Raw genomic sequence first — 20546 nt, 5'->3', positions numbered from 1 at the left:
AAAATAAAAATAGGATGGTGTAAGGATTAAAATCTCTTATCACTAGATATTATAAGGAGTTATATTATAATGAACAAAAAATTTGTGACAGGATATATTACCATATTATTGCTAATATATCCAATTATGCAGCAATATAGTACAGTTATAGAAAATGTATCTTTAGCTGAAATATTATTATTGGCAGTCTTTCCTTTTATAGTTTTTGATATTATAAGGGGAAAGTTTAAATTATCTAGAAAAGTGTTATGTGCTCTTACACCATACTTATTTTACATATTAATTCAGCTTTTTATAATACATTTTACGGAGAGTGATGAATATATAATTGGTATTTCAATCAGAACGCTACATTATGTTTTCTATATAGTAAGTACTATAGCCCTCATCAAATGCTATTTTGATGCGAGATTGGGATATAAAGTGTTTAAAATAGTATCTGTGTTTTCTACATTATATATTATTATTCAAACATTACTACTAAGAACTTCAGGATTTTATTTAACAGGAAAGATTCCGTTCTTGAATTTAATGAGTGAAGATGTTTTGTATTTTATTCAGCATGCTTCATATAGCCAATATTATGTAAGACCTCGATCTGTTTTTCCTGAACCTTCTAGCTATGCAATATATATAGTTTTTTTCTTGATAATAACATTATTTTCTAATTATCATTTAGAGAAAACATATTATTTAGAACTTTTTTTAACATTTGGAATTATTTTGTCAATGTCGTCAACTGGAATTATTCTTATGCTTATTATATGGACAAGCTATTTAGTATGGATGATAACTAATAATAAAGTAAGTAAAAAATTCATAAGGTTGCTAATAATACTATTGCCTATTATTTTATTTGTATTTTTTAAATTTGGATTTTATGAATATTTTATTGAAAGAACAATGTCGGAGAATGGGTCATTCGGAGAATCAACTAGTTTAAGAGTTGGTACTTATCAAAATGTTTTTAATGGGGAAAATTTATTCACCCAGCAAGGATTATTTGGAGTTGGCATGCGTTCATATGAATATATGGAGGGATATCTTTCTGCTTTACCTCGTTTATTTTATTATTATGGTATAATTGGAAGCATAATATTTTTTATTGGATATTCCATTTTATTAAAAAAAACAAATTTTACACAAAAAATGATGTGGATTATTATTTTAGTATCATGCATTGGAAGTGATAGTATTTTTTCTAGTAATATTTTGTTTTGCTTTCCATTTCTAATTGTAAAATTAAATAATTTACCTATTCAATTTAAAGGAGAAAAATATAAAAGATGAGAATGTTGTTAGTATTATTAAGAAACATAATAAAAAGTTTTTATTTAGACATTTATAATTTAATGAAACATACACATATACATAGTTATAGAGCAGATTTACATGCTACGTATGGTAAGAATGTATCTATCGGTAAAAATACTGTTGTTGATGAAACTGTAACGATAGGGGACTATAGTTACATTAACAGAGATTCATCAGTGGAGAATTGCACAATTGGGAAGTTTTGTTCCATTTCATCTGGAGTATACATATGTCCTGCGGAACATGATTTAAAGCACATCACAACACATCCAATTGTAATAAGCAATAGAATTAGAAAGAAAGTAGTAATAGCAAATGATGTCTTGATATGCTTGAATGCAATAATTTTACAAAGTGTAGAAATTGGGAATGGAGCCGTAGTTGGCGCAGGAGCTGTTGTTACAAAAGATGTAAAACCGTATGAAATTGTAGGTGGAGTCCCTGCAGAGCATATAGGCTGGAGGTTTAATAAAGAAAAAATAACATGCATTGAGAATTCAAAATGGTGGGATTGGGATGAAAAAAAGATAAAAGATAATATTTCATTTTTATCTGATGAAAGTACAATAATTAAATAAAAATTGTTGATAAGTCTAACTAAATTGTATTCAACTCTCTTATTGTTAATATTATAGATTATACCTGGTTGGATTAAAACGTTGAGTTGCAAAACAAAGAATAACTGACGATAAAATAGAAAGGTTGAAGAAAGTGTTACTATGAAGAAAAATAGCGTTGCAAGTAATTATATATTTAATTTAATTTATCAAGTGCTAGTTGTTATTGTACCCCTAATTACTACACCTTATATTTCGAGAGTAATAGGTGCAAAAGGGATAGGAATCTATAGTTATTGCTTGTCTATCTCTACATATTTTATAGTAATAGGGACGTTAGGTTTTCCAATATACGGACAAAGAGAAATAGCATATACTAGAGAAAATTTTGAAAAGAGAAGCAAGACATTTGTTGAAATTTTTACATGTCAATGTATTGCATTGCTTATCTTACTGATAGTGTTCTTCTTATTATTTGTAGTTAGAAAAAATCAATATTCATCAATGTTTTTTATGGTTGGAATGGGTATAATTGCTACAATTTTTGATATTACATGGTTTTTAGGTGGATTAGAGGAATTTAAAATAGTGGTAGGAAGAAATTTTTTAATAAAACTGGCAAGTGTTATAATGATATTTACTTTAGTAAAAAATAGAGGAGACTTATATGCTTATGCTTTATACATAATGCTTGCAAATTTACTTGGAAATCTATCATTATGGTTGTATGTACCGAGGTATGTAGGAAAAGTAAAGTTTAAAGATTTGCAATTTAAAAGGCATATAAAACCAGCAATTATACTTTTACTTCCTTATTCCGTAACAACATTATATGCTATAATTGATAAAACTATGTTGGGTGCATTAAGCGGCTCAATGCTTGAAGTAGGATTCTATGAACAATCTCAAAAAATAATAACTTTTAGTACAGCGATTGTTACTTCATTAGGTATGGTATTAATGCCGAGATTGGCCGTCTTATTTTCACATGATAGCAAAGAGGAAATCAATAAGTATTTAAAGTATGTTCTTAGATTTGTTTGCTTTATAACATTACCAATTATGTTTGGTCTAATAGCAATATCTGATAATTTGGTTCCTTGGTTCTTTGGAGAAGGTTTCGATAAAGTTTCTGTATTAATTAAAATTTTTAGTCCTTTAGCTTTGATAATGGGATTGAATAATATTATTGGAAATCAATATTTAGTGGCTATAAAAAAGGAAAAAGTGCTTACAGTAATAATATTAATTGGAACCATATGCAATTGTATATTTAACGCTTTATTAATTCCTTATTTTAATGCAGAAGGTGCAGCCATAGCTACAATTATTGGTGAATTGTTGATATTAGTAATACTAATGTATATTAATAGAGAACGAATTGACGTTACAATTATTTTTAAATCCATCTTTAAGTACTTAGGGTATTCATTTATTATGTGTATAGCAATAAAGTTTGTTGAAACGTATTTTGTACCTACAGCAAATATTCGTCATACTTTGATATTAATAGCTGTAGGCGGTATAGTTTATGTAATACCACTATGGATTAGAAAAGATGAATTAGTAATTATGATAGTTACTTTTGTAAAAAACAAAATTAACTCCTATATTAAATAGTAACTAGGATACACGGCGGTATAGCTGAGTGTTATGCTGATACATCTAAAGCAAAGATGAAAGTTAACTGGATAGCCAAACGAGGTGTTTGAGTGCTCATTCGTGACCATCAAACACCTCAGAGGTCCGAAAAATTATCAGTTACAAGCAAAAAGTGAACCCGAAGGGCATCAAGGATGGAACAGCTGATTCTGAGTCAGTAAGGGTATGGTTGGGTAGAATAGAATAAAAAAACTTGGGGGCAGCCATGGGTGGGAACTACTGATATACAAATATATTTCGGTAGTTTTTTTGTCGTTAAATATAGATCTCACGACATAATTTTAGTAGTTTAAAAGTAGTGTAAAGGAAAAATTAAGGTGAATATAATAAAATCAATTAATGAATTACAGAATTACAAGGAAGTGAATAAATTTCGACAAAAACAATGATTTTGATGCAGCTTGGAAGTCCATTTTAGAAGCATTTGAAGTGGAAGTAGTAGGATTACTATTTCTAGAGATATTTAATAAAATAGATTGGAAATTAGGAGCAGAATACTTAGAGAAGGAATTGCTGGAAATACAGAAATATATATTTGATAAAGAGAGTACTGAAACAGTAATATCGGATAAAATAATAAAGGTGAGATTAAAAGATAAAGGAAGTAAGATACTATTCATACACGTAGAAGTACAAAGCCATAGCGGTGGACATGAAGTTTTTGGGGAAAGAATGTTCAGATACTTTTATAGGATATGGGGTAAATTTAGGTATAAAAATAATGATGAGTCAAAAATAGTGGTGACTTAACAATAGAAGAAGTAGAAAATATCAAGAAAGAAGGATGAACTTGTAAATTCTATTAAAGATGACAAAAACGTAGAATTTAGAAATAAGTACAGGAATGTAGCTAATTAGCCTACTTAATAGCAAGGCGCTGACATTCCAGTCAGCGCCTCATAGTAAACTGAAACAGTCTGCTAGCGCAACCAATTTCTGTTAGCACCTCGGGGGAAGATCAAATTTTTACCAAAGAGATAAAAAGAGAGTTACATTGTAAACTATGTTAAGTAAAAAAACTTAACATAGTTTATTTTTTTTAGGTTTAAATTGATTAATTTAAGTCAATAATTAAAAAAAAGGAAAGAGTTAAGAAAATGGCGATACCTAAAATAATATGGTATAGGGGATCAAATTACCATATAACAGCAAGAGGAAATCATAGAAATGATATTTTTAGAGATGAATCTTATTTTAATATGTATTTAGGCACTTCAAAATAAATAACAAGTCAATTTTTCATAATATCTCAACCTAAAGGCATCAATAAAAGGAATAACATAACATTTTAACTAAAAATATAAAAATATCCTTTGAATTATGTTTTAATAGTTAATAACGACAAAAACAAAAAAAACATAACAAAGGATACAGATATTATGATACATAATTTTTTTTGGAAATGCAAAGATATTTTTATAGAAAATATAAATCAACTTAGGGGCTCTGATAAGCGAATTGCTTTGGCAAAAGTTTCAAAAGGAATTGGTAAAGGGGGTCAATCAGCGGTAGCTAAGGAGTTTAAGGTTAGCCGTGATACCATAAGAAAGGGACTCCATGAGTTAAAGTCAGGAATTAGAATTGTTGATGCCTTTAACGCAAGAGGTCGCAAAAATATTGAAGAAACCCTTCATAATTTAATACTTGATATAAAGGACATTGTTGATTGTCAAAGTCAGACAGATCCAAGCTTTAATACAACAAGGCTATTTACAAGGATTACTGTGAAAGAAGTTAGAAATCAACTTATTAAACAAAAAGGTTATGATGAAAAAGAGCTACCCACAAATCAAACATTAAACAATAAAATGTTAAACGTCAAATTATAACTAATTGAAACGTCATTTTATTTCTATTATTAGTAGGTGATTTACGTCAGATTATCCCTATAAAATCACTTTATCAGTAAGAAAAAAGCATTTTATTAATATAATTTCTTTTAGCCGGCAGGCTACTTTTATATAAAAAATGAGTAGCAATAATAGCTACCCAAGTATGTTAGTTTAAATTAATATGTTCGGCCATAGCTTGTAAGGCATGAGCCACTGTTATCGCATCTACTTTGTTCATAATTTCACATAAGCGTTCAGAGTTCCAAAATAAATCGTTTAAGGTAGAAAGATGACAGCCTACATCATAATCAGGGATACAAGCAAAATTTCCATAATTTGTTTTGCCTATAACTACAATAAAGCCACTTCTACTTTCAATCTTAAGCTCATAATGACTTCCAAATTCAGTTAATTTAGTTATCATCCCAGACCAATTTTCTATTTTTTTGCCCGTTTTCATTGTACACTCAAATTTAATTAGCATAGACAATCCTCCTAAAAACTAATCTACGATTACCGAAGCGATAATTCATTGGCGGCAGCCATTATTGTGTCAGTGTCAATCACTGTTTTTTCGTGCTGTGCACCTATTATTAAAGCCTTTGTTAATATCATATTTAGACGTCTTATAGAACCAGTACAGCTTCTGTATGCAGCTAAAATGGCATTATTATCAATAATTTCAGAAGAAGCACTTGCCAATGATAGTCTCGAATGAATGTATTCTACAGCCTCAGTCTCTGAAAACCCTTCAAAATCATAATTTATTATGATCCTTTGCTTTAATGCTTCATGTATCTGTTTTTCTAAGATATTATTAAGTATAGGTTGACCTATTAAAACCAGTGAAAAACAGTCCTTTGAGTCCATAGAAAAATTCATGAGTAATTTTAAATCTTTCAATATATCATTACTTAAATACTGTGCTTCATCCCATACAAGTATGTAATGGACACCCTTATCACTGCTCATGTTTTCCATATAGTCTTTTATATTTTTAAACATGTCTGACTTGCGAGAGCAAGGTTCGAGTCCTAGTGAGATACAAAACTGCCGATAAAACTCAGCAGTAGTTACGGTAGTAAAGCAAAGATAAATAACCTTTGTTAAATTTGGATTAACTTTTTTCGCGAAACATCTTAGAGCAAAAGTTTTTCCTGATCCAGGCGAAGCCGTAAATAATCCAATGCCTCTAGTTTCATTAAGATAATCAAGTCTTGATATCATTTCTTTTAAATCCCTTGAGATATATGCATCTTTTTCTTTAATACCTTTTTCAAAAGGGTTTAAGGTCATACCATAAAACTGCTTAAACATATTTAACACCATCCTTTGAATAATCTATATTAAGTGGGTTTTTACGTTTGGTTTTACCATTTTCAACCTTGTTTGTTTTTCTAATGCTATATTTAATCTTTTCATAATAGATATAAGCACTGTCCATGTCATCAGGTAGATACCGCACTTCAACCTTCTGTTTTATAAATTGCATAGGTACATCATAAGATATTTTATCAATGCTTATAGTTGCATCATTATTTACTTTCCGTTGTACGCGATTCATAAAACAATTATCTAGCCATTCACTGTCAGATGCTACTTTTACATGAGCTAAATCGCTCTTATATCTATCAATAGGACGCTGCTTTGTAGATGAATGAATAGTTATGTTATGCTTATTAATATAAGTGAATAATTCATCATTTAGCTCCGCTAAGGAGGAAATAGATTCTACATCTAAAGTGTTTAGCCATCTGCTTTTTAATGTCCTGAAATTTCTTTCTACCTTTCCTTTAGATGCTCCGTCCCTTACCATTGTATGGAGCTCTACTATTCCAAGAGAGCCGCATATAAGACTTAATTGCTCATTTCTGTACGGAGAGCCATTATCCAAATAAATTTTTTTTGGAATTCCATACCTGGCTACAGCCTCTTTAAGTACCTTTTGAAAGTTATAAGAATTATCATTGTAAAAGAATCTACCGCCTACTATTAATCTAGATTTATCATCTATTAACATAATTACGTACGTCCGCTTGCGCTCACCATTTTCAGTTATAAATGGACCGTAACAGGTGTCGCCTTGAAACATTCCAGTTGCAAATTCTTCTTCAAAAGCTTTTCTATCTTTCATGTTGATACATCTAGCAGATCTAATATCGTTATTTTTTATAAACCGTTGAACAGTTGAAATTGACACATCCTTTTCTTTAATAAAGCCATCTTCGATGAGTTTATAATATATAAGCGTAGCATTAATTTTAGGAAAGTTGTTTTTTAAAGTGTATATCTGCTCTATAGCTACATTACTTAGTTTTCTGGTTTGACCTATATCGCTACGCGTCTTCGGAAGAAGGGAATCAAAACCAAATCTATTATATTCTGATTCCCAATTAGAAAGTGTTCCTGGGCTATACAAAACTGAATTGCCGTTAGGTAATTTTACAGGGTTAATAGAAACACGTCTATAATAAGCAATTTTAGATTGCTCAGTAAAAGTATTATTTATAGCAGGGGCTATTAGTGCTAATCTAATAGATGCTATTTCGATTATTTCTTTGTTATTCATTTATTATCACCTCTAGAAAAATGTTATCATATAGGTATTTCAATGACCATTATCGTATTAAGTGGTCTGCCTAAATTAAAATTAAAAATATATGCTTATAGCTAAACTATGACGTTCCTTGAAAAAACGATGAACCATTTTGCTTGAAAAATTGTATTATGAAGTCCTCAAGTTTATCAAAGGAACTATTTATGATATGCTGCACAAAAGTTAAGTTTGAAATGAGCTTGTCCTCTAAAAGTCCAAGCCACATCTGTTTATGTTCTTTAAACTTCTTTAAAATTCGATAGAATGTAGATATAGCAATGCCATAATGTTCGCACATAGCTTCCACAGAGTGATATTTATGTACAAGATAGTCATGGATGAGGTAAACAGTGAATTTAAAACTAAATGACATATACGGCACAATTACAGAAGGTAGAAGGGCATGAGTACGTTTACATGATGAACAAATATATCTAGAAATGATGATTATATTATCTTGAGCAGTATTATTATTATAAGTCACAAGATGGCGTTTGTAAGACGCAAATGGAGATAGCGCATGTTTAGCGCCACAAAATGGACATACTAAAGTCTCTATATTAACAGAGCTTACATATTTATTAAAGGCAGTTATCTCATTTTCAAAAGAAATTTGCTTAAAACACTTGCATAATTGTAAATTTAATCTTATCATAATAGTAGTTTTATAAGAGTATTAACTCTAATAAAGGGAGAACATTGCTTTGGACGGCTGGGGTTCTCCCTTTTCCTTTCTCTAGTTTTAATAATAAGCATAAATTAAGCTCCTAATGATGTCAAGTCATTAGGAGCTTTGTTATAGGAATAATCTGCTTAGTAAAAAAGCAAATAACCACTAGATAATTATTAGTATTATAGTTATAATTTGACTTAGGAATGCAGTTCCATAAAGCTATATTTTGACGTACTACAATAAAATAAACAAAATGGGCTATAAACTTAAGAAAGTAAGAAAAGTAAAACCATTAAAGAAAATTGAGGAAACTGATAAAATATTTGAAAGTCTAAAAAAAGTACACGATGAAAATAAAGGTAAGGAGAATGTTGTAAGAATATCAATTGATACAAAAGATAGAGTAAAAGTTGGTGATTTTTCAAGAGGCGGTAGAAGTAGAATTGCTATTAAGGCAGGCGACCACGACTTTGGTAATGATTATTTGACGCCATTTGGGATATTGGATTTAACAAACGATAGTTTGGAACTAATATTTACTCAAACTAAGGCCACATCAGATTTTATGGTTGATAGTATAGAGGCTTATTGGCTTAAAAGTGGATACTGGTATTCTAAAGATACGCTTATAATAAATGCTGATAACGGACCAGAGAATAGCAGTCGTAGAATGCAATTCATGAAAAGAATTATAGAGTTTTCATCGACCTACAGTGTGAAAGTTATTTTAGCATATTATCCACCTTATCATAGTAAATATAATCCTATAGAAAGAGTATGGGGAAGTTTGGAGCAACACTGGAATGGAGATATTCTTGATACCAATGAAGCTGTTTTAGGTTTTGCAAGCAGCATGACTTGGAAAGGAAAAAATCCTTTTGTAACTCTTAATGAAAGCGTGTATGAAACAGGCAAAAAAGTAGAAAAGAATGTAATGAATATTTATGAGACTGTGCTGTATGGAACTAAAGGTATTGAAAAGTGGTTTGTTACGATATTACCACAAAAATGCAGAGTAGTGCTTGATATGGAAATGAAAGTATAAGAATCTAATTCTGGGGTAAGGGGAAAGTGTATACTTTTTAGCTTTAAATAATTAATTTGATACCAATTTAGTATAATTAAAGAAAATAAACATTGAAAAAACAGTTTAAACTTTAGTCATAATGTTAAACTGCATTTTCAATATAAATTGACTTGTTATTTTTTTTAACATGCCTTAATAATAATGAAGGAATCTATAAATTATTATTAAATACATAATTATTAGTTAACATGCTATTCTCTTATGATAAATCATATACATTTATTAATATATGCTAATGAAAAGAAAACAGAATATTTAACGACATTTCAGAAGGAAAGTCTCCCACTTCTATAAGTGGGAGGATAACAATTGATAATTGTTATCTGCCCCAGAGGTCTACAAGGAGGTAAATCTCCTTCTGAAGCCGTTAATATTGCAGTATCGCAGATGATAATTTAATTAGAAGATTAGATTCTATATATTCAAGGTATTTTAATAAAAAATACAATTATGTAGGACACTTATGGCAGGACAAATATTTTGAAAGATTAATTGAAGATGACAAACAAATGTTGTAAAATGGTATATATATACATTTAAATCTTGTAAGAGTTAAAATGCTGGGAGAAGCAGAAGCTTATAAATGGAGTTCTTATAGCATGTTCGTAGGATTAGACTGCAAACAAATAATAAAACCACAAAATATAGTTGATTATTTTAGAAGTGTTAAATGTAGAGAGTTGTACAAAGAATTTATTGAAAGCGCAATAGCAATAAAAGAAAAAAAGAGCTTCGTGGCCAGTCAGGGATGGGAATTATGAAATTTCTAAGGGGGCAAAATATGAAAGGTATTATTTTAGCCGGTGGTTCCGGCACAAGACTTTACCCAGTAACAAAGGCAGTATCAAAACAAATACTTCCAATATACGATAAACCAATGATATATTACCCATTATCAGTATTAATGCTTGCAGGTATAAAAGAAATATTAATTATTTCAACACCAAGAGATATAATTACTTTTGAAGAGTTACTAGGTGATGGAAGTGATATAGGACTTAAATTACAATATGCGATTCAAGAAGAGCCAAGAGGACTTGCAGATGCATTTATTATAGGCGAAGAGTTCATAGGAAAGGATAAGGTAGCCTTAGTACTTGGAGATAATATTTTCCATGGTTATGGTTTTACTGAAAGATTAACCAGGGCATCAGAAAGAGAAGGAGCTACTATTTTTGGTTATCATGTAAGTAATCCAACTGAATTTGGTGTTGTTGAATTTGATAAAGATAATAATGTAGTATCTATAGAGGAAAAACCTCAAAAACCTAAATCAAATTATGCTGTTCCAGGTTTATATTTCTATGATAACGCTGTAATAGATATTGCTAAAAATGTTAAGCCCTCTGCTAGAGGAGAAATAGAAATAACAGCAGTAAATAATGAATATTTAAGAAGAGGAGAACTAAAAGTTGAGCTCTTTGGTAGAGGGATGGCTTGGCTTGATACAGGAACTCACAGAGGTCTACTGGATGCAGCTAATTTTGTTGAAGCTATTCAGACTAGGCAAGGATTATATGTAGCTTGTATAGAAGAGATAGCTTATAGAAATGGTTTTATAAATAGAGAAGAGCTTCTAAAGATAGCAGAACCATTAATGAAAACTGAATATGGTAAGTATTTGGTGCAGATAGCTGACGAGTATAATAAAGTTAATTTAGAAGCAGCTGCTGTAACAGAGTAATGAAGGGAGGAACTTATGGGAAGGTTTAACTTTATAGAAACTAAGATAAATGGTATATACATAATTGAACCTAAAGTTTTTGGTGACAACAGAGGTTATTTTATGGAGACCTACAATAAGAATGACTTCTTTGAAGCTGGGCTTACAATGGAATTTGTTCAAGATAATGAATCAAAGTCTAAAAAAGGAGTACTCAGAGGACTTCATTTTCAAACTAAACATACTCAAGGGAAATTAGTTCGTGTTACAGAGGGACAAGTCTTTGATGTAGCCGTAGATTTAAGAAAGGGTTCACCTACCTTTGGAAAATGGGAAGGAGTAATCCTTACAGCTGAAAATAAAAAACAGTTTTATGTTCCAGAAGGATTTGCTCATGGGTTTTTAGTTATGTCAGATGAGGCTGTATTTAATTATAAATGTACAGATTATTATGCACCTGAGTATGATAGTGGAGTATTATGGAATGACGAAGATATAGCTATAGAATGGCCACTGGCAGATATAAAAGAGATTTTATTGTCAGATAAGGATAAAATACAAAGAAAACTAAAAGATTTAGAAATACCATTTGAATATAAAGGGGTGTAGGTGTTTATGAAAACTTATTTAGTAACAGGTGGGGCTGGATTTATAGGTGCAAATTTTGTTCATTATATGTTAAATAAATATTCAGATATAAAAATTATAAATCTAGACAAATTAACTTATGCAGGAAATTTAGAAAACTTGAAAGATATAGAAAATAATAAAAACTATACTTTTGTTCAAGGAGATATATGTGACAAAGAGTTAGTAGAAAAATTATTTGCGGAAGTTGATATTGATTATGTTGTAAACTTTGCAGCAGAATCACATGTAGATAGAAGCATAAAAGAACCAGAAATATTTGTGAAGACAAATGTTTTAGGTACTGTAAACCTTTTAAATGTAGCGAAAAATGCATGGGCAACCCAAGATGGCTTTAAAGAAGGCAAGAAGTTTATGCAAGTATCCACGGATGAAGTATATGGATCACTTGGCGCTACAGGATTCTTCCTTGAAACTACACCACTAGACCCACACAGCCCATATTCTTCAAGCAAAACAGGTGCAGATCTAATGGTTAAGGCTTATTATGATACCTATAAAATGCCTGTAAATACAACTAGATGTTCAAACAACTATGGACCATACCAATTTCCAGAAAAATTAATACCACTCCTAATAAACAATTGCTTAAATCATAAAAATCTACCAGTATACGGTGATGGAATGAATATAAGAGATTGGTTATATGTTGAAGACCATTGCAAAGCTATAGATATGGTTATAAATAGTGGCAGGGTAGGGGAAGTTTATAATATAGGTGGACATAACGAGCGAACTAATATGCAAATAGTTAAAACTGTTATAAATTATTTAAACGAAAGTGTAGACAGTGAAATAACAGAAAAACTAATAACTTATGTTGAAGATAGAAAAGGGCATGATATGAGATATGGAATAGACCCAGCTAAGATAAAAGAAGAGCTTGGATGGCAACCTGAAACTACCTTTGAAGTAGGAATTGTGAGGACAATAAAATGGAATTTAGACAATAAACAGTGGATGGATAATATTACCTCCGGTGAGTACCGAAATTATTATAACAATATGTATGAAAAATAATAGATATAATTGAACTCTTAGGGACTTAACTCTATGACTTTGGGGGGAAACTACTGAATATATTTTAGTAGTTTTTTCGTTGTTAAATTTAAATTTCACCACATTAGTTTATTAATAGTGTAGAATTAAATGTAATCTTCTGATAAAATAAGAATATAGGAAGGAATGATTATTTGGAAGGATTAAAGCCTTTAAATGACTTTATCTTTCTGTGACGAGAGGTCGGTTTAAAAGCTGCCTAAGTATTAACTAAACTTTTGGGCTATCCCTACCATTTGGGGTAATGCTACCACAGGTGCATTTTTGGCAACAGAAATGTACTAAGCTGTTGGGACAAAGCGGGAAAAATGGGAAACCTTATCCTATCTACTGCAAGCATAAATGATGTGTTATGAACAGGATAAACAAACTGTTGCAAGGCTCGTTAAGTCAAACAAGCGAAAAAAGGTTGACACGCTTGGACAAAAAAGGTGAGAGATAAGGGCATAATGTCTGAAAATGCAGTATGCAAGATGGTCAGTATCTCCGGGCTATAGACAGGTTCTAAGGCACATTGAATTGGTTTTAAACTGGAACTCGGTAAGCCCTATACAGGCCCTTTTTTTATGGGAAGTAGAGGGTATAGGAAAGTATAAAAAGCGAAAGATCTTCTGTAATGGAAGGTATAACTCTTCAATATTTGGAGTGATCCGAAAGGATGCTGACTTATACTATGGTGCTTGATTACATTAAAGGAATGAATCTTACGAATAAGGGAGATGTGTATACTGTTAATTAAACAGACTGCAAACTTAGACGAAAAACAAGCAAGCTTTTATTGGAAAAGCATTGATTGGAAAAACATTGAAAAATTCGTTAATAAGATTCAAGCTAGGATTGTAAAGGCGACTATTAATAAAAATTGGAAACTTGTAAAAGAATTACAGCGAATGCTGGTTCATTCCCACTATGCTAAACTAATGTCAGTAAAACGTATAACAACAAACAAAGGTAAGAAAACACCGGGCATAGATAATATACTCTGGAATTCAGCAAAGAAAAAATGTGAAGCAGTAAAGTTGCTTAACAGTAAGAACTATAAACCTAAACCATTAAAAAGAGTAAATATACGAAAACAAAATGGGAAATTGAGACCGCTTGGAATAGCTACAATGCATGATAGAGCTATGCAAACATTATATATGATGGGATTGGATCCTGTTGTAGAAAGCATGAGTGACAAAACATCATTTGGATTTCGAAAAAACAGAAGTTGTGTAGACGCTATGTCACAAATATTTATAAACTTTAGTCGCAAGTCATCCCCAACATGGGTTCTAGAAGGAGACATCAAAGGCTGTTTTAATAATATATCACATAAATGGCTAACAGATAACTCTCCTATGGATACTAATGTATTAAATAAGCTTATTAAATCTGGATATGTATATAAGGGGAAACTATTCTCTACAAAAAGCGGAACCGCACAAGGTTCTCCAATTAGTCCTTGTTTAGCTAATTTTACTCTTGATGGTATAGACGAATTATTGAAAAGCACATTTAAAAGAAGTACAAAAATCCGAAATAATGAAAGACCCAAGGTTAATCTAATCCGCTATGCGGATGACTTTATTGTTACAGCTCCCGACAGTGAAACTGCTATAAAAGCAAAAGAAATAATAAAAAGTTTTTTAATCCAAAGAGGGCTAGAATTGTCAGATGAAAAGACAATAATAACTCATATAGATGAAGGCTTTGATTTTATTGGATGGAATATAAAGAAATATAAAGGTAAGTTGCTGATTAAGCCATCTCAAAAATCAATTAAAAGGGTAATAAGTAAAATTAGTGCGATTATAAAGGGGAATAAATCAGTAGAACAGGATATATTAATAATAAAGTTAAATCAAATAATAACTGGATGGAGTAATTACCATCAATGTGCTGTATCAAATGATATATTTCAAAAGATAGACCATATTACATTTCAAATGCTATGGAAATGGGCAAAAAGGAGACATCCTAACAAAGGCAAAAGATGGATAAAATCAAAATACTGGAAAGTACACGGTGCTAGAAATTGGGTATTCAAGGATAATAAGAAGCTGATTTTAATGAGTGATAAGAAAATAATCAGACATATACCACTAAAGCTTAATAAAAATCCATATACTGATACTCAATATTTTGAAGAGCGAAAGTACAAATTGGGAGCAAAGAAGCTAACCGGAATATTTAAAAAATTATGGGTAAAACAGAATGGAAAATGTACTATATGTGGATTATCAATGGACACTGCTGAAGAAAGAAGTATAACATATAATAATAATAATAATCCTATTGGAAATAAACAAAAGGATAAAGTATTATTAGCACATAGGGCTTGTACTTTAACCAATTGACCAATTATTAATAGAAACCGGCATTTTCATGCTAAAGAATGCTTTCAGGGGCTTGAGCCGTATGAAGGGAAACTTTCAAGTACGGTTCTTAGACGGGAAAGTGGAAGTAATTCCACCTACCTAGTCAGCAAGAAAACCTTTGGTGAGGAAGAAACAAAAGATAATCTAATAGCACTACCTAATGCAATCCTAAGTAAAAAAGATAGAGATAAATTAGTAACACTAGAAATAGTTGAAAATAAAGAGCTAACACCTGAATTAATCGGAGATAAGACAGGCATAATAGATGTTTGAGCTAAAACAGAAGATGGCACACAACTTGAAATAGAAGTGCAGTTAACAAATCAGCACAACATTTCATCTATGGGAAGATGAGGTCAAAGACTACATGTTAACAGATGTTGTAGAGATTCACTTCATAGAGATGGAGAAATTTACAAAGTTAAAAAATAAGAACTTAAAAGAAGATAAGCTGCAAAGGTGGTTATCATTCTTTAGAGAAGATATAAGTAAAGAAGAGTTAAAGGAGCTTACGGACATGGATGTTGATATTAGAAAAGCAGAAGAAAAAATAGAATATCTAAGTAGTGATCCACAAACCGTTAAAAGGGATTTCACGACATTTCTAGAATATCTATTATAGCGGTTACGTAAATAGTGTATAATGGAATTGTAAAGCACATATAAAAATGATAAAATAAAAGCAAGATAGAAAGCAGGTGAGATGGCTTATAAACACTGAAAATGAACAACAAGTAAAATTAGATGAGATACTAAAATCATTGTTTGCAGTATCAAAGAAAGTACTAATTACAATGATGAATAGCTTATTCAAAGAAAATTTTGATGTAAAAATGACAGAAATATCGTTTGATAATACTGAATTTGTTTCAGATGATTATGATATTATACGTGGAGATTTATTTATAAAAATTTCTAAGGAAAATAAACCATATCATTATCATATAGAGCTACAAACTAAAAATGATTTAGGTATGGTCATTAGAATGTTTGAGTATGGGTTTAAAAAAGCAAAGGAAGTAGCAAAATGTAATGGAGATGATGGAGAAGAAACGGTTATTTTCATTCCAAAGCAATTAGTGATATTTGTTGAGCAAAATAGAAATATCAAAGATGAATTAAAAATGAAATTAATTTTTCCGAATGATCAGGAAATAAAATATACTGTTCCAACAATGAAATATTGGGAATTTAGCGACGAAGACATTTTGCAAGAAAAAATGTATCCACTGCTTCCATTGCAAGTATTTAAGCTTAGGTACAAAATGGAACAAGTAAAAAAGAAACATGGTGAAGGAAGTTATGAACTTAAAGAAACTATCATGGAAGCAAAAATGATATCAGAAATAATATCAAAAGAAGGAAGTCAATTATTTAATAGTGGGGAAATAGACGGTGATGATTTTCACAGAATATTATTAGCAGTAGCAAATTTATTTGAATATCTGAATACAAAATATGGTGAGGATGTAAAATTAAATGAGGAGGTGCGTAGTATGACTAAGACCTTGTATGATCCGGCTGTAGAACAAAGAGGAATAGAAAGAGGAATAGAAAAAGGAATAGAAAAAGGGATAGAAAAAGGAATAGAAAAAGAAAGAAAACAACTAATACTTAAGCAATATAGTAAAGGACTTTCTATAGAATATATTGCAGAGATAAATGATTTTGATGTTGAATATGTGAAGGATGTAGTGAAAAATAGTATTCATTAGTAGCAAGGAGATTAGCAAGTTCGTCGGCAACCCTCATCACTAGGGTGCCTGTCACTTAGCAAACAGAAACAGTCTGCAAGCAAGAGGTTCGCTTTGCGCCCGTCAAACATCTCGGAGGCCTATAGTAAGGAACTGACTTCCAGTCATCTCTTAGCACCTCGGGGTACGTGAACAAAGTGTGAACGACAAGACTCGAAGGGCATGAAAGATGGGACAGCTGATGCGTAAGGAGTAGAGTCATAGTTAGGTGAAAAAATTGAGAAAAGAATAGAAACAAAAAAACTTGGCGGCAGCCAGAGAGGAAAACCGCTAAACTTTGTTTTAGTGTTTTTTTTGTTGCTAAATGTATTTTTAGCAAAGCTGATTTATCTTGAAATAGAATTAAATTGATGTTAAAATTAAAAATATAGGTGGTGAAAACATGGATAATGAAATTTTAGATTTATTGAATACTATTAATAATAAGCTTGATGAACATACACAAATATTAAGATCTTTAGAACATGCAAGTGAGGTTCACAAAGCAGAAATAGATAAAGTTAACTATACGGTTGCAAGAGTCGAAGGTGAAGTTAGAGGAATTAGAGAAGATCTTACAGCAGTAGAAATGATAACATCAAAAAATTAGAACGATATATCAAAATTAAAATCAGTAAAATAACATAAATCAAATAGCCTGTTAGCAAACAGAAGTTGTCCACTGCGTTACCAATTTCAAGCAAGAGGTTCGCTTTGCGCCCCTCGAACACCTCGGAGGGCATCAAGATGTGACATCTGATGCGGATTTAAGGTGAAGAAGTTGAGTTGTAAGGTTAAGAAGGTTAGAAAAGAATAGAAACGAAAAAAACTTGGAGGCAGCCACGAAGTGGAAACTACTGAATATATTTCTGTAGTTTTCCGTCGTTAAGTTGAGCTTTAAAACATTATTTTAAAAATATAAAAGTAGTGTAAAGTAAACAGAAACAGTCTGCTATTACATCCAATTTTTGTAAAAGACTAGAGTGAAGAGCAAATTTTTACAAGAGAGGTAAAAGATATGCGGGGAACTACTGAATTAACTTTGGTGGTTTTTTTGACGTTAAATAATGTTTTCACGACATTAGTTTATAAACAGTGTAGAATAAAATGTAATTTTCTGATAAAATAAGAATATAGGAAAGAATGATTATATGAAAAGATTAAAACCTTTAAATGACTTCATTTTCCTGTGACGAGAGGTCGGTTTAAAAGCTGCCTAAGTATTAACTAAACTTTTGGGCTATCCCTACCATTTGGGGTAATGCTACCACAGGTGCATTTTTGGCAACAGAAATGTACTAAGCTGTTGGGACAAAGCGGGAAAAATGGGAAACCTTATCCTATCTACTGCAAGCATAAATGATGTGTTATGAACAGGATAAACAAACTGTTGCAAGGCTCGTTAAGTCAAACAAGCGAAAAAAGGTTGACACGCTTGGACAAAAAAGGTGAGAGATAAGGGCATAATGTCTGAAAATGCAGTATGCAAGATGGTCAGTATCTCCGGGCTATAGACAGGTTCTAAGGCACATTGAATTGGTTTTAAACTGGAACTCGGTAAGCCCTATACAGGCCCTTTTTTTATGGGAAGTAGAGGGTATAGGAAAGTATAAAAAGCGAAAGATCTTCTGTAATGGAAGGTATAACTCTTCAATATTTGGAGTGATCCGAAAGGATGCTGACTTATACTATGGTGCTTGATTACATTAAAGGAATGAATCTTACGAATAAGGGAGATGTGTATACTGTTAATTAAACAGACTGCAAACTTAGACGAAAAACAAGCAAGCTTTTATTGGAAAAGCATTGATTGGAAAAACATTGAAAAATTCGTTAATAAGATTCAAGCTAGGATTGTAAAGGCGACTATTAATAAAAATTGGAAACTTGTAAAAGAATTACAGCGAATGCTGGTTCATTCCCACTATGCTAAACTAATGTCAGTAAAACGTATAACAACAAACAAAGGTAAGAAAACACCGGGCATAGATAATATACTCTGGAATTCAGCAAAGAAAAAATGTGAAGCAGTAAAGTTGCTTAACAGTAAGAACTATAAACCTAAACCATTAAAAAGAGTAAATATACGAAAACAAAATGGGAAATTGAGACCGCTTGGAATAGCTACAATGCATGATAGAGCTATGCAAACATTATATATGATGGGATTGGATCCTGTTGTAGAAAGCATGAGTGACAAAACATCATTTGGATTTCGAAAAAACAGAAGTTGTGTAGACGCTATGTCACAAATATTTATAAACTTTAGTCGCAAGTCATCCCCAACATGGGTTCTAGAAGGAGACATCAAAGGCTGTTTTAATAATATATCACATAAATGGCTAACAGATAACTCTCCTATGGATACTAATGTATTAAATAAGCTTATTAAATCTGGATATGTATATAAGGGGAAACTATTCTCTACAAAAAGCGGAACCGCACAAGGTTCTCCAATTAGTCCTTGTTTAGCTAATTTTACTCTTGATGGTATAGACGAATTATTGAAAAGCACATTTAAAAGAAGTACAAAAATCCGAAATAATGAAAGACCCAAGGTTAATCTAATCCGCTATGCGGATGACTTTATTGTTACAGCTCCCGACAGTGAAACTGCTATAAAAGCAAAAGAAATAATAAAAAGTTTTTTAATCCAAAGAGGGCTAGAATTGTCAGATGAAAAGACAATAATAACTCATATAGATGAAGGCTTTGATTTTATTGGATGGAATATAAAGAAATATAAAGGTAAGTTGCTGATTAAGCCATCTCAAAAATCAATTAAAAGGGTAATAAGTAAAATTAGTGCGATTATAAAGGGGAATAAATCAGTAGAACAGGATATATTAATAATAAAGTTAAATCAAATAATAACTGGATGGAGTAATTACCATCAATGTGCTGTATCAAATGATATATTTCAAAAGATAGACCATATTACATTTCAAATGCTATGGAAATGGGCAAAAAGGAGACATCCTAACAAAGGCAAAAGATGGATAAAATCAAAATACTGGAAAGTACACGGTGCTAGAAATTGGGTATTCAAGGATAATAAGAAGCTGATTTTAATGAGTGATAAGAAAATAATCAGACATATACCACTAAAGCTTAATAAAAATCCATATACTGATACTCAATATTTTGAAGAGCGAAAGTACAAATTGGGAGCAAAGAAGCTAACCGGAATATTTAAAAAATTATGGGTAAAACAGAATGGAAAATGTACTATATGTGGATTATCAATGGACACTGCTGAAGAAAGAAGTATAACATATAATAATAATAATAATCCTATTGGAAATAAACAAAAGGATAAAGTATTATTAGCACATAGGGCTTGTACTTTAACCAATTGA

Annotated in this window: 19 protein-coding genes and 1 pseudogene; 16 read left to right on the top strand and 4 right to left on the bottom strand. The window is 31.1% G+C overall.

What is annotated here, in order from left to right; genetic code table 11:
• The first annotated feature begins 69 nt into the window (after nt 1-69).
• The 6 genes and pseudogenes from G9F70_RS20450 to G9F70_RS20430 all read left to right on the top strand — a co-directional run bounded on the left by G9F70_RS20450 (nt 70) and on the right by G9F70_RS20430 (nt 5362).
• Complete coding sequence (locus G9F70_RS20450) at nt 70-1290, top strand: hypothetical protein (RefSeq protein WP_164945516.1); 1221 nt, start codon at nt 70-72, stop codon at nt 1288-1290.
• Nucleotides 1287-1892: a DapH/DapD/GlmU-related protein gene (locus tag G9F70_RS20445; RefSeq protein WP_164945515.1), complete on the top strand. Its 606-nt coding sequence runs from the start codon at nt 1287-1289 to the stop codon at nt 1890-1892. Before G9F70_RS20450 ends, G9F70_RS20445 begins: the two co-directional genes overlap by 4 nt.
• 141 nt (nt 1893-2033) lie before the next feature.
• Complete coding sequence (locus tag G9F70_RS20440) at nt 2034-3491, top strand: flippase (RefSeq protein WP_164945514.1); 1458 nt, start codon at nt 2034-2036, stop codon at nt 3489-3491.
• A 408-nt stretch (nt 3492-3899) separates the two neighbouring features.
• Nucleotides 3900-4274 (top strand): annotated as a pseudogene (locus G9F70_RS20435) (hypothetical protein); the annotation flags it as partial.
• A 356-nt stretch (nt 4275-4630) separates the two neighbouring features.
• The gene (locus tag G9F70_RS27120) at nt 4631-4756 is read left to right on the top strand and encodes a hypothetical protein (protein ID WP_263484343.1); all 126 of its coding nucleotides are present in this window, start codon (nt 4631-4633) and stop codon (nt 4754-4756) included.
• Between the two features lie 156 nt (nt 4757-4912).
• Nucleotides 4913-5362: a hypothetical protein gene (locus G9F70_RS20430; protein WP_164945513.1), complete on the top strand. Its 450-nt coding sequence runs from the start codon at nt 4913-4915 to the stop codon at nt 5360-5362.
• 169 nt (nt 5363-5531) lie between these two features.
• Here G9F70_RS20430 and G9F70_RS20425 read toward each other — a convergent pair whose 3' ends face one another.
• From G9F70_RS20425 to G9F70_RS20410, 4 genes are all read right to left on the bottom strand, one after another.
• Nucleotides 5532-5849: a DUF6618 family protein gene (locus G9F70_RS20425; RefSeq protein ID WP_164948065.1), complete on the bottom strand. Its 318-nt coding sequence runs from the start codon at nt 5847-5849 to the stop codon at nt 5532-5534.
• A gap of 29 nt (nt 5850-5878) precedes the next feature.
• Complete coding sequence (locus tag G9F70_RS20420; RefSeq protein ID WP_164948066.1) at nt 5879-6682, bottom strand: ExeA family protein; 804 nt, start codon at nt 6680-6682, stop codon at nt 5879-5881.
• Nucleotides 6675-7934: a DDE-type integrase/transposase/recombinase gene (locus G9F70_RS20415; RefSeq protein ID WP_125006703.1), complete on the bottom strand. Its 1260-nt coding sequence runs from the start codon at nt 7932-7934 to the stop codon at nt 6675-6677. Before G9F70_RS20415 ends, G9F70_RS20420 begins: the two co-directional genes overlap by 8 nt.
• A 106-nt stretch (nt 7935-8040) precedes the next feature.
• Nucleotides 8041-8616: a DUF6431 domain-containing protein gene (locus G9F70_RS20410; protein WP_164948068.1), complete on the bottom strand. Its 576-nt coding sequence runs from the start codon at nt 8614-8616 to the stop codon at nt 8041-8043.
• A 244-nt stretch (nt 8617-8860) separates the two neighbouring features.
• On the opposite strand from G9F70_RS20410, the gene G9F70_RS20405 reads away from it, so the two are divergent.
• From G9F70_RS20405 to ltrA (G9F70_RS20360), 10 genes are all read left to right on the top strand, one after another.
• Nucleotides 8861-9679, top strand: a complete 819-nt coding sequence (locus G9F70_RS20405; protein ID WP_224617710.1) for an ISAzo13-like element transposase-related protein — start codon at nt 8861-8863, stop codon at nt 9677-9679.
• Between the two features lie 641 nt (nt 9680-10320).
• The gene (locus tag G9F70_RS20400) at nt 10321-10482 is read left to right on the top strand and encodes a hypothetical protein (RefSeq protein WP_224617709.1); all 162 of its coding nucleotides are present in this window, start codon (nt 10321-10323) and stop codon (nt 10480-10482) included.
• Nucleotides 10483-10502: 20 nt separating this feature from the next.
• On the top strand, nt 10503-11405 hold the full coding sequence (gene rfbA, locus G9F70_RS20395) for a glucose-1-phosphate thymidylyltransferase RfbA (RefSeq protein WP_164948028.1): 903 nt from the start codon (nt 10503-10505) through the stop codon (nt 11403-11405).
• A gap of 15 nt (nt 11406-11420) precedes the next feature.
• The gene (rfbC, locus tag G9F70_RS20390; protein WP_164948029.1) at nt 11421-11993 is read left to right on the top strand and encodes a dTDP-4-dehydrorhamnose 3,5-epimerase; all 573 of its coding nucleotides are present in this window, start codon (nt 11421-11423) and stop codon (nt 11991-11993) included.
• A gap of 6 nt (nt 11994-11999) precedes the next feature.
• Entirely contained in the window at nt 12000-13052 is a 1053-nt protein-coding gene (gene rfbB / locus G9F70_RS20385; protein ID WP_164948030.1) for a dTDP-glucose 4,6-dehydratase, read from the top strand.
• 758 nt (nt 13053-13810) lie between these two features.
• Nucleotides 13811-15433, top strand: coding sequence for a group II intron reverse transcriptase/maturase (gene ltrA / locus G9F70_RS20380; protein ID WP_224617424.1), 1623 nt, complete (start codon nt 13811-13813; stop codon nt 15431-15433).
• Nucleotides 15434-15821: 388 nt separating this feature from the next.
• The gene (locus tag G9F70_RS20375; RefSeq protein ID WP_263484342.1) at nt 15822-16076 is read left to right on the top strand and encodes an Rpn family recombination-promoting nuclease/putative transposase; all 255 of its coding nucleotides are present in this window, start codon (nt 15822-15824) and stop codon (nt 16074-16076) included.
• Nucleotides 16077-16152: 76 nt separating this feature from the next.
• Entirely contained in the window at nt 16153-17169 is a 1017-nt protein-coding gene (locus G9F70_RS20370; protein WP_164948072.1) for a hypothetical protein, read from the top strand.
• 421 nt (nt 17170-17590) lie between these two features.
• Entirely contained in the window at nt 17591-17797 is a 207-nt protein-coding gene (locus tag G9F70_RS20365; protein ID WP_164948071.1) for a hypothetical protein, read from the top strand.
• 1126 nt (nt 17798-18923) lie between these two features.
• Nucleotides 18924-20546: a group II intron reverse transcriptase/maturase gene (gene ltrA / locus G9F70_RS20360; RefSeq protein ID WP_224617424.1), complete on the top strand. Its 1623-nt coding sequence runs from the start codon at nt 18924-18926 to the stop codon at nt 20544-20546.

The organism is Clostridium sp. FP1, from assembly GCF_011065975.2.
Classification (GTDB): domain Bacteria; phylum Bacillota; class Clostridia; order Clostridiales; family Clostridiaceae; genus Clostridium_AD; species Clostridium_AD tagluense.
The sequence above is the reverse complement of the archived record's forward strand: the minus strand, read 5'-3'. Positions and strand labels throughout refer to the sequence as shown.

Coding starts and splice junctions, on each gene's coding strand:
- G9F70_RS20450 (WP_164945516.1), top strand. CDS start 70: ATGAACAAAAAATTTGTGACAGGATATATTACCATATTATTGCTAATA.
- G9F70_RS20445 (WP_164945515.1), top strand. CDS start 1,287: ATGAGAATGTTGTTAGTATTATTAAGAAACATAATAAAAAGTTTTTAT.
- G9F70_RS20440 (WP_164945514.1), top strand. CDS start 2,034: ATGAAGAAAAATAGCGTTGCAAGTAATTATATATTTAATTTAATTTAT.
- G9F70_RS27120 (WP_263484343.1), top strand. CDS start 4,631: ATGGCGATACCTAAAATAATATGGTATAGGGGATCAAATTACCATATA.
- G9F70_RS20430 (WP_164945513.1), top strand. CDS start 4,913: ATGATACATAATTTTTTTTGGAAATGCAAAGATATTTTTATAGAAAAT.
- G9F70_RS20425 (WP_164948065.1), bottom strand. CDS start 5,849: ATGCTAATTAAATTTGAGTGTACAATGAAAACGGGCAAAAAAATAGAA.
- G9F70_RS20420 (WP_164948066.1), bottom strand. CDS start 6,682: ATGTTTAAGCAGTTTTATGGTATGACCTTAAACCCTTTTGAAAAAGGT.
- G9F70_RS20415 (WP_125006703.1), bottom strand. CDS start 7,934: ATGAATAACAAAGAAATAATCGAAATAGCATCTATTAGATTAGCACTA.
- G9F70_RS20410 (WP_164948068.1), bottom strand. CDS start 8,616: ATGATAAGATTAAATTTACAATTATGCAAGTGTTTTAAGCAAATTTCT.
- G9F70_RS20400 (WP_224617709.1), top strand. CDS start 10,321: ATGTTCGTAGGATTAGACTGCAAACAAATAATAAAACCACAAAATATA.
- rfbA (WP_164948028.1), top strand. CDS start 10,503: ATGAAAGGTATTATTTTAGCCGGTGGTTCCGGCACAAGACTTTACCCA.
- rfbC (WP_164948029.1), top strand. CDS start 11,421: ATGGGAAGGTTTAACTTTATAGAAACTAAGATAAATGGTATATACATA.
- rfbB (WP_164948030.1), top strand. CDS start 12,000: ATGAAAACTTATTTAGTAACAGGTGGGGCTGGATTTATAGGTGCAAAT.
- ltrA (WP_224617424.1), top strand. CDS start 13,811: ATGTGTATACTGTTAATTAAACAGACTGCAAACTTAGACGAAAAACAA.
- G9F70_RS20375 (WP_263484342.1), top strand. CDS start 15,822: ATGTTAACAGATGTTGTAGAGATTCACTTCATAGAGATGGAGAAATTT.
- G9F70_RS20365 (WP_164948071.1), top strand. CDS start 17,591: ATGGATAATGAAATTTTAGATTTATTGAATACTATTAATAATAAGCTT.
- ltrA (WP_224617424.1), top strand. CDS start 18,924: ATGTGTATACTGTTAATTAAACAGACTGCAAACTTAGACGAAAAACAA.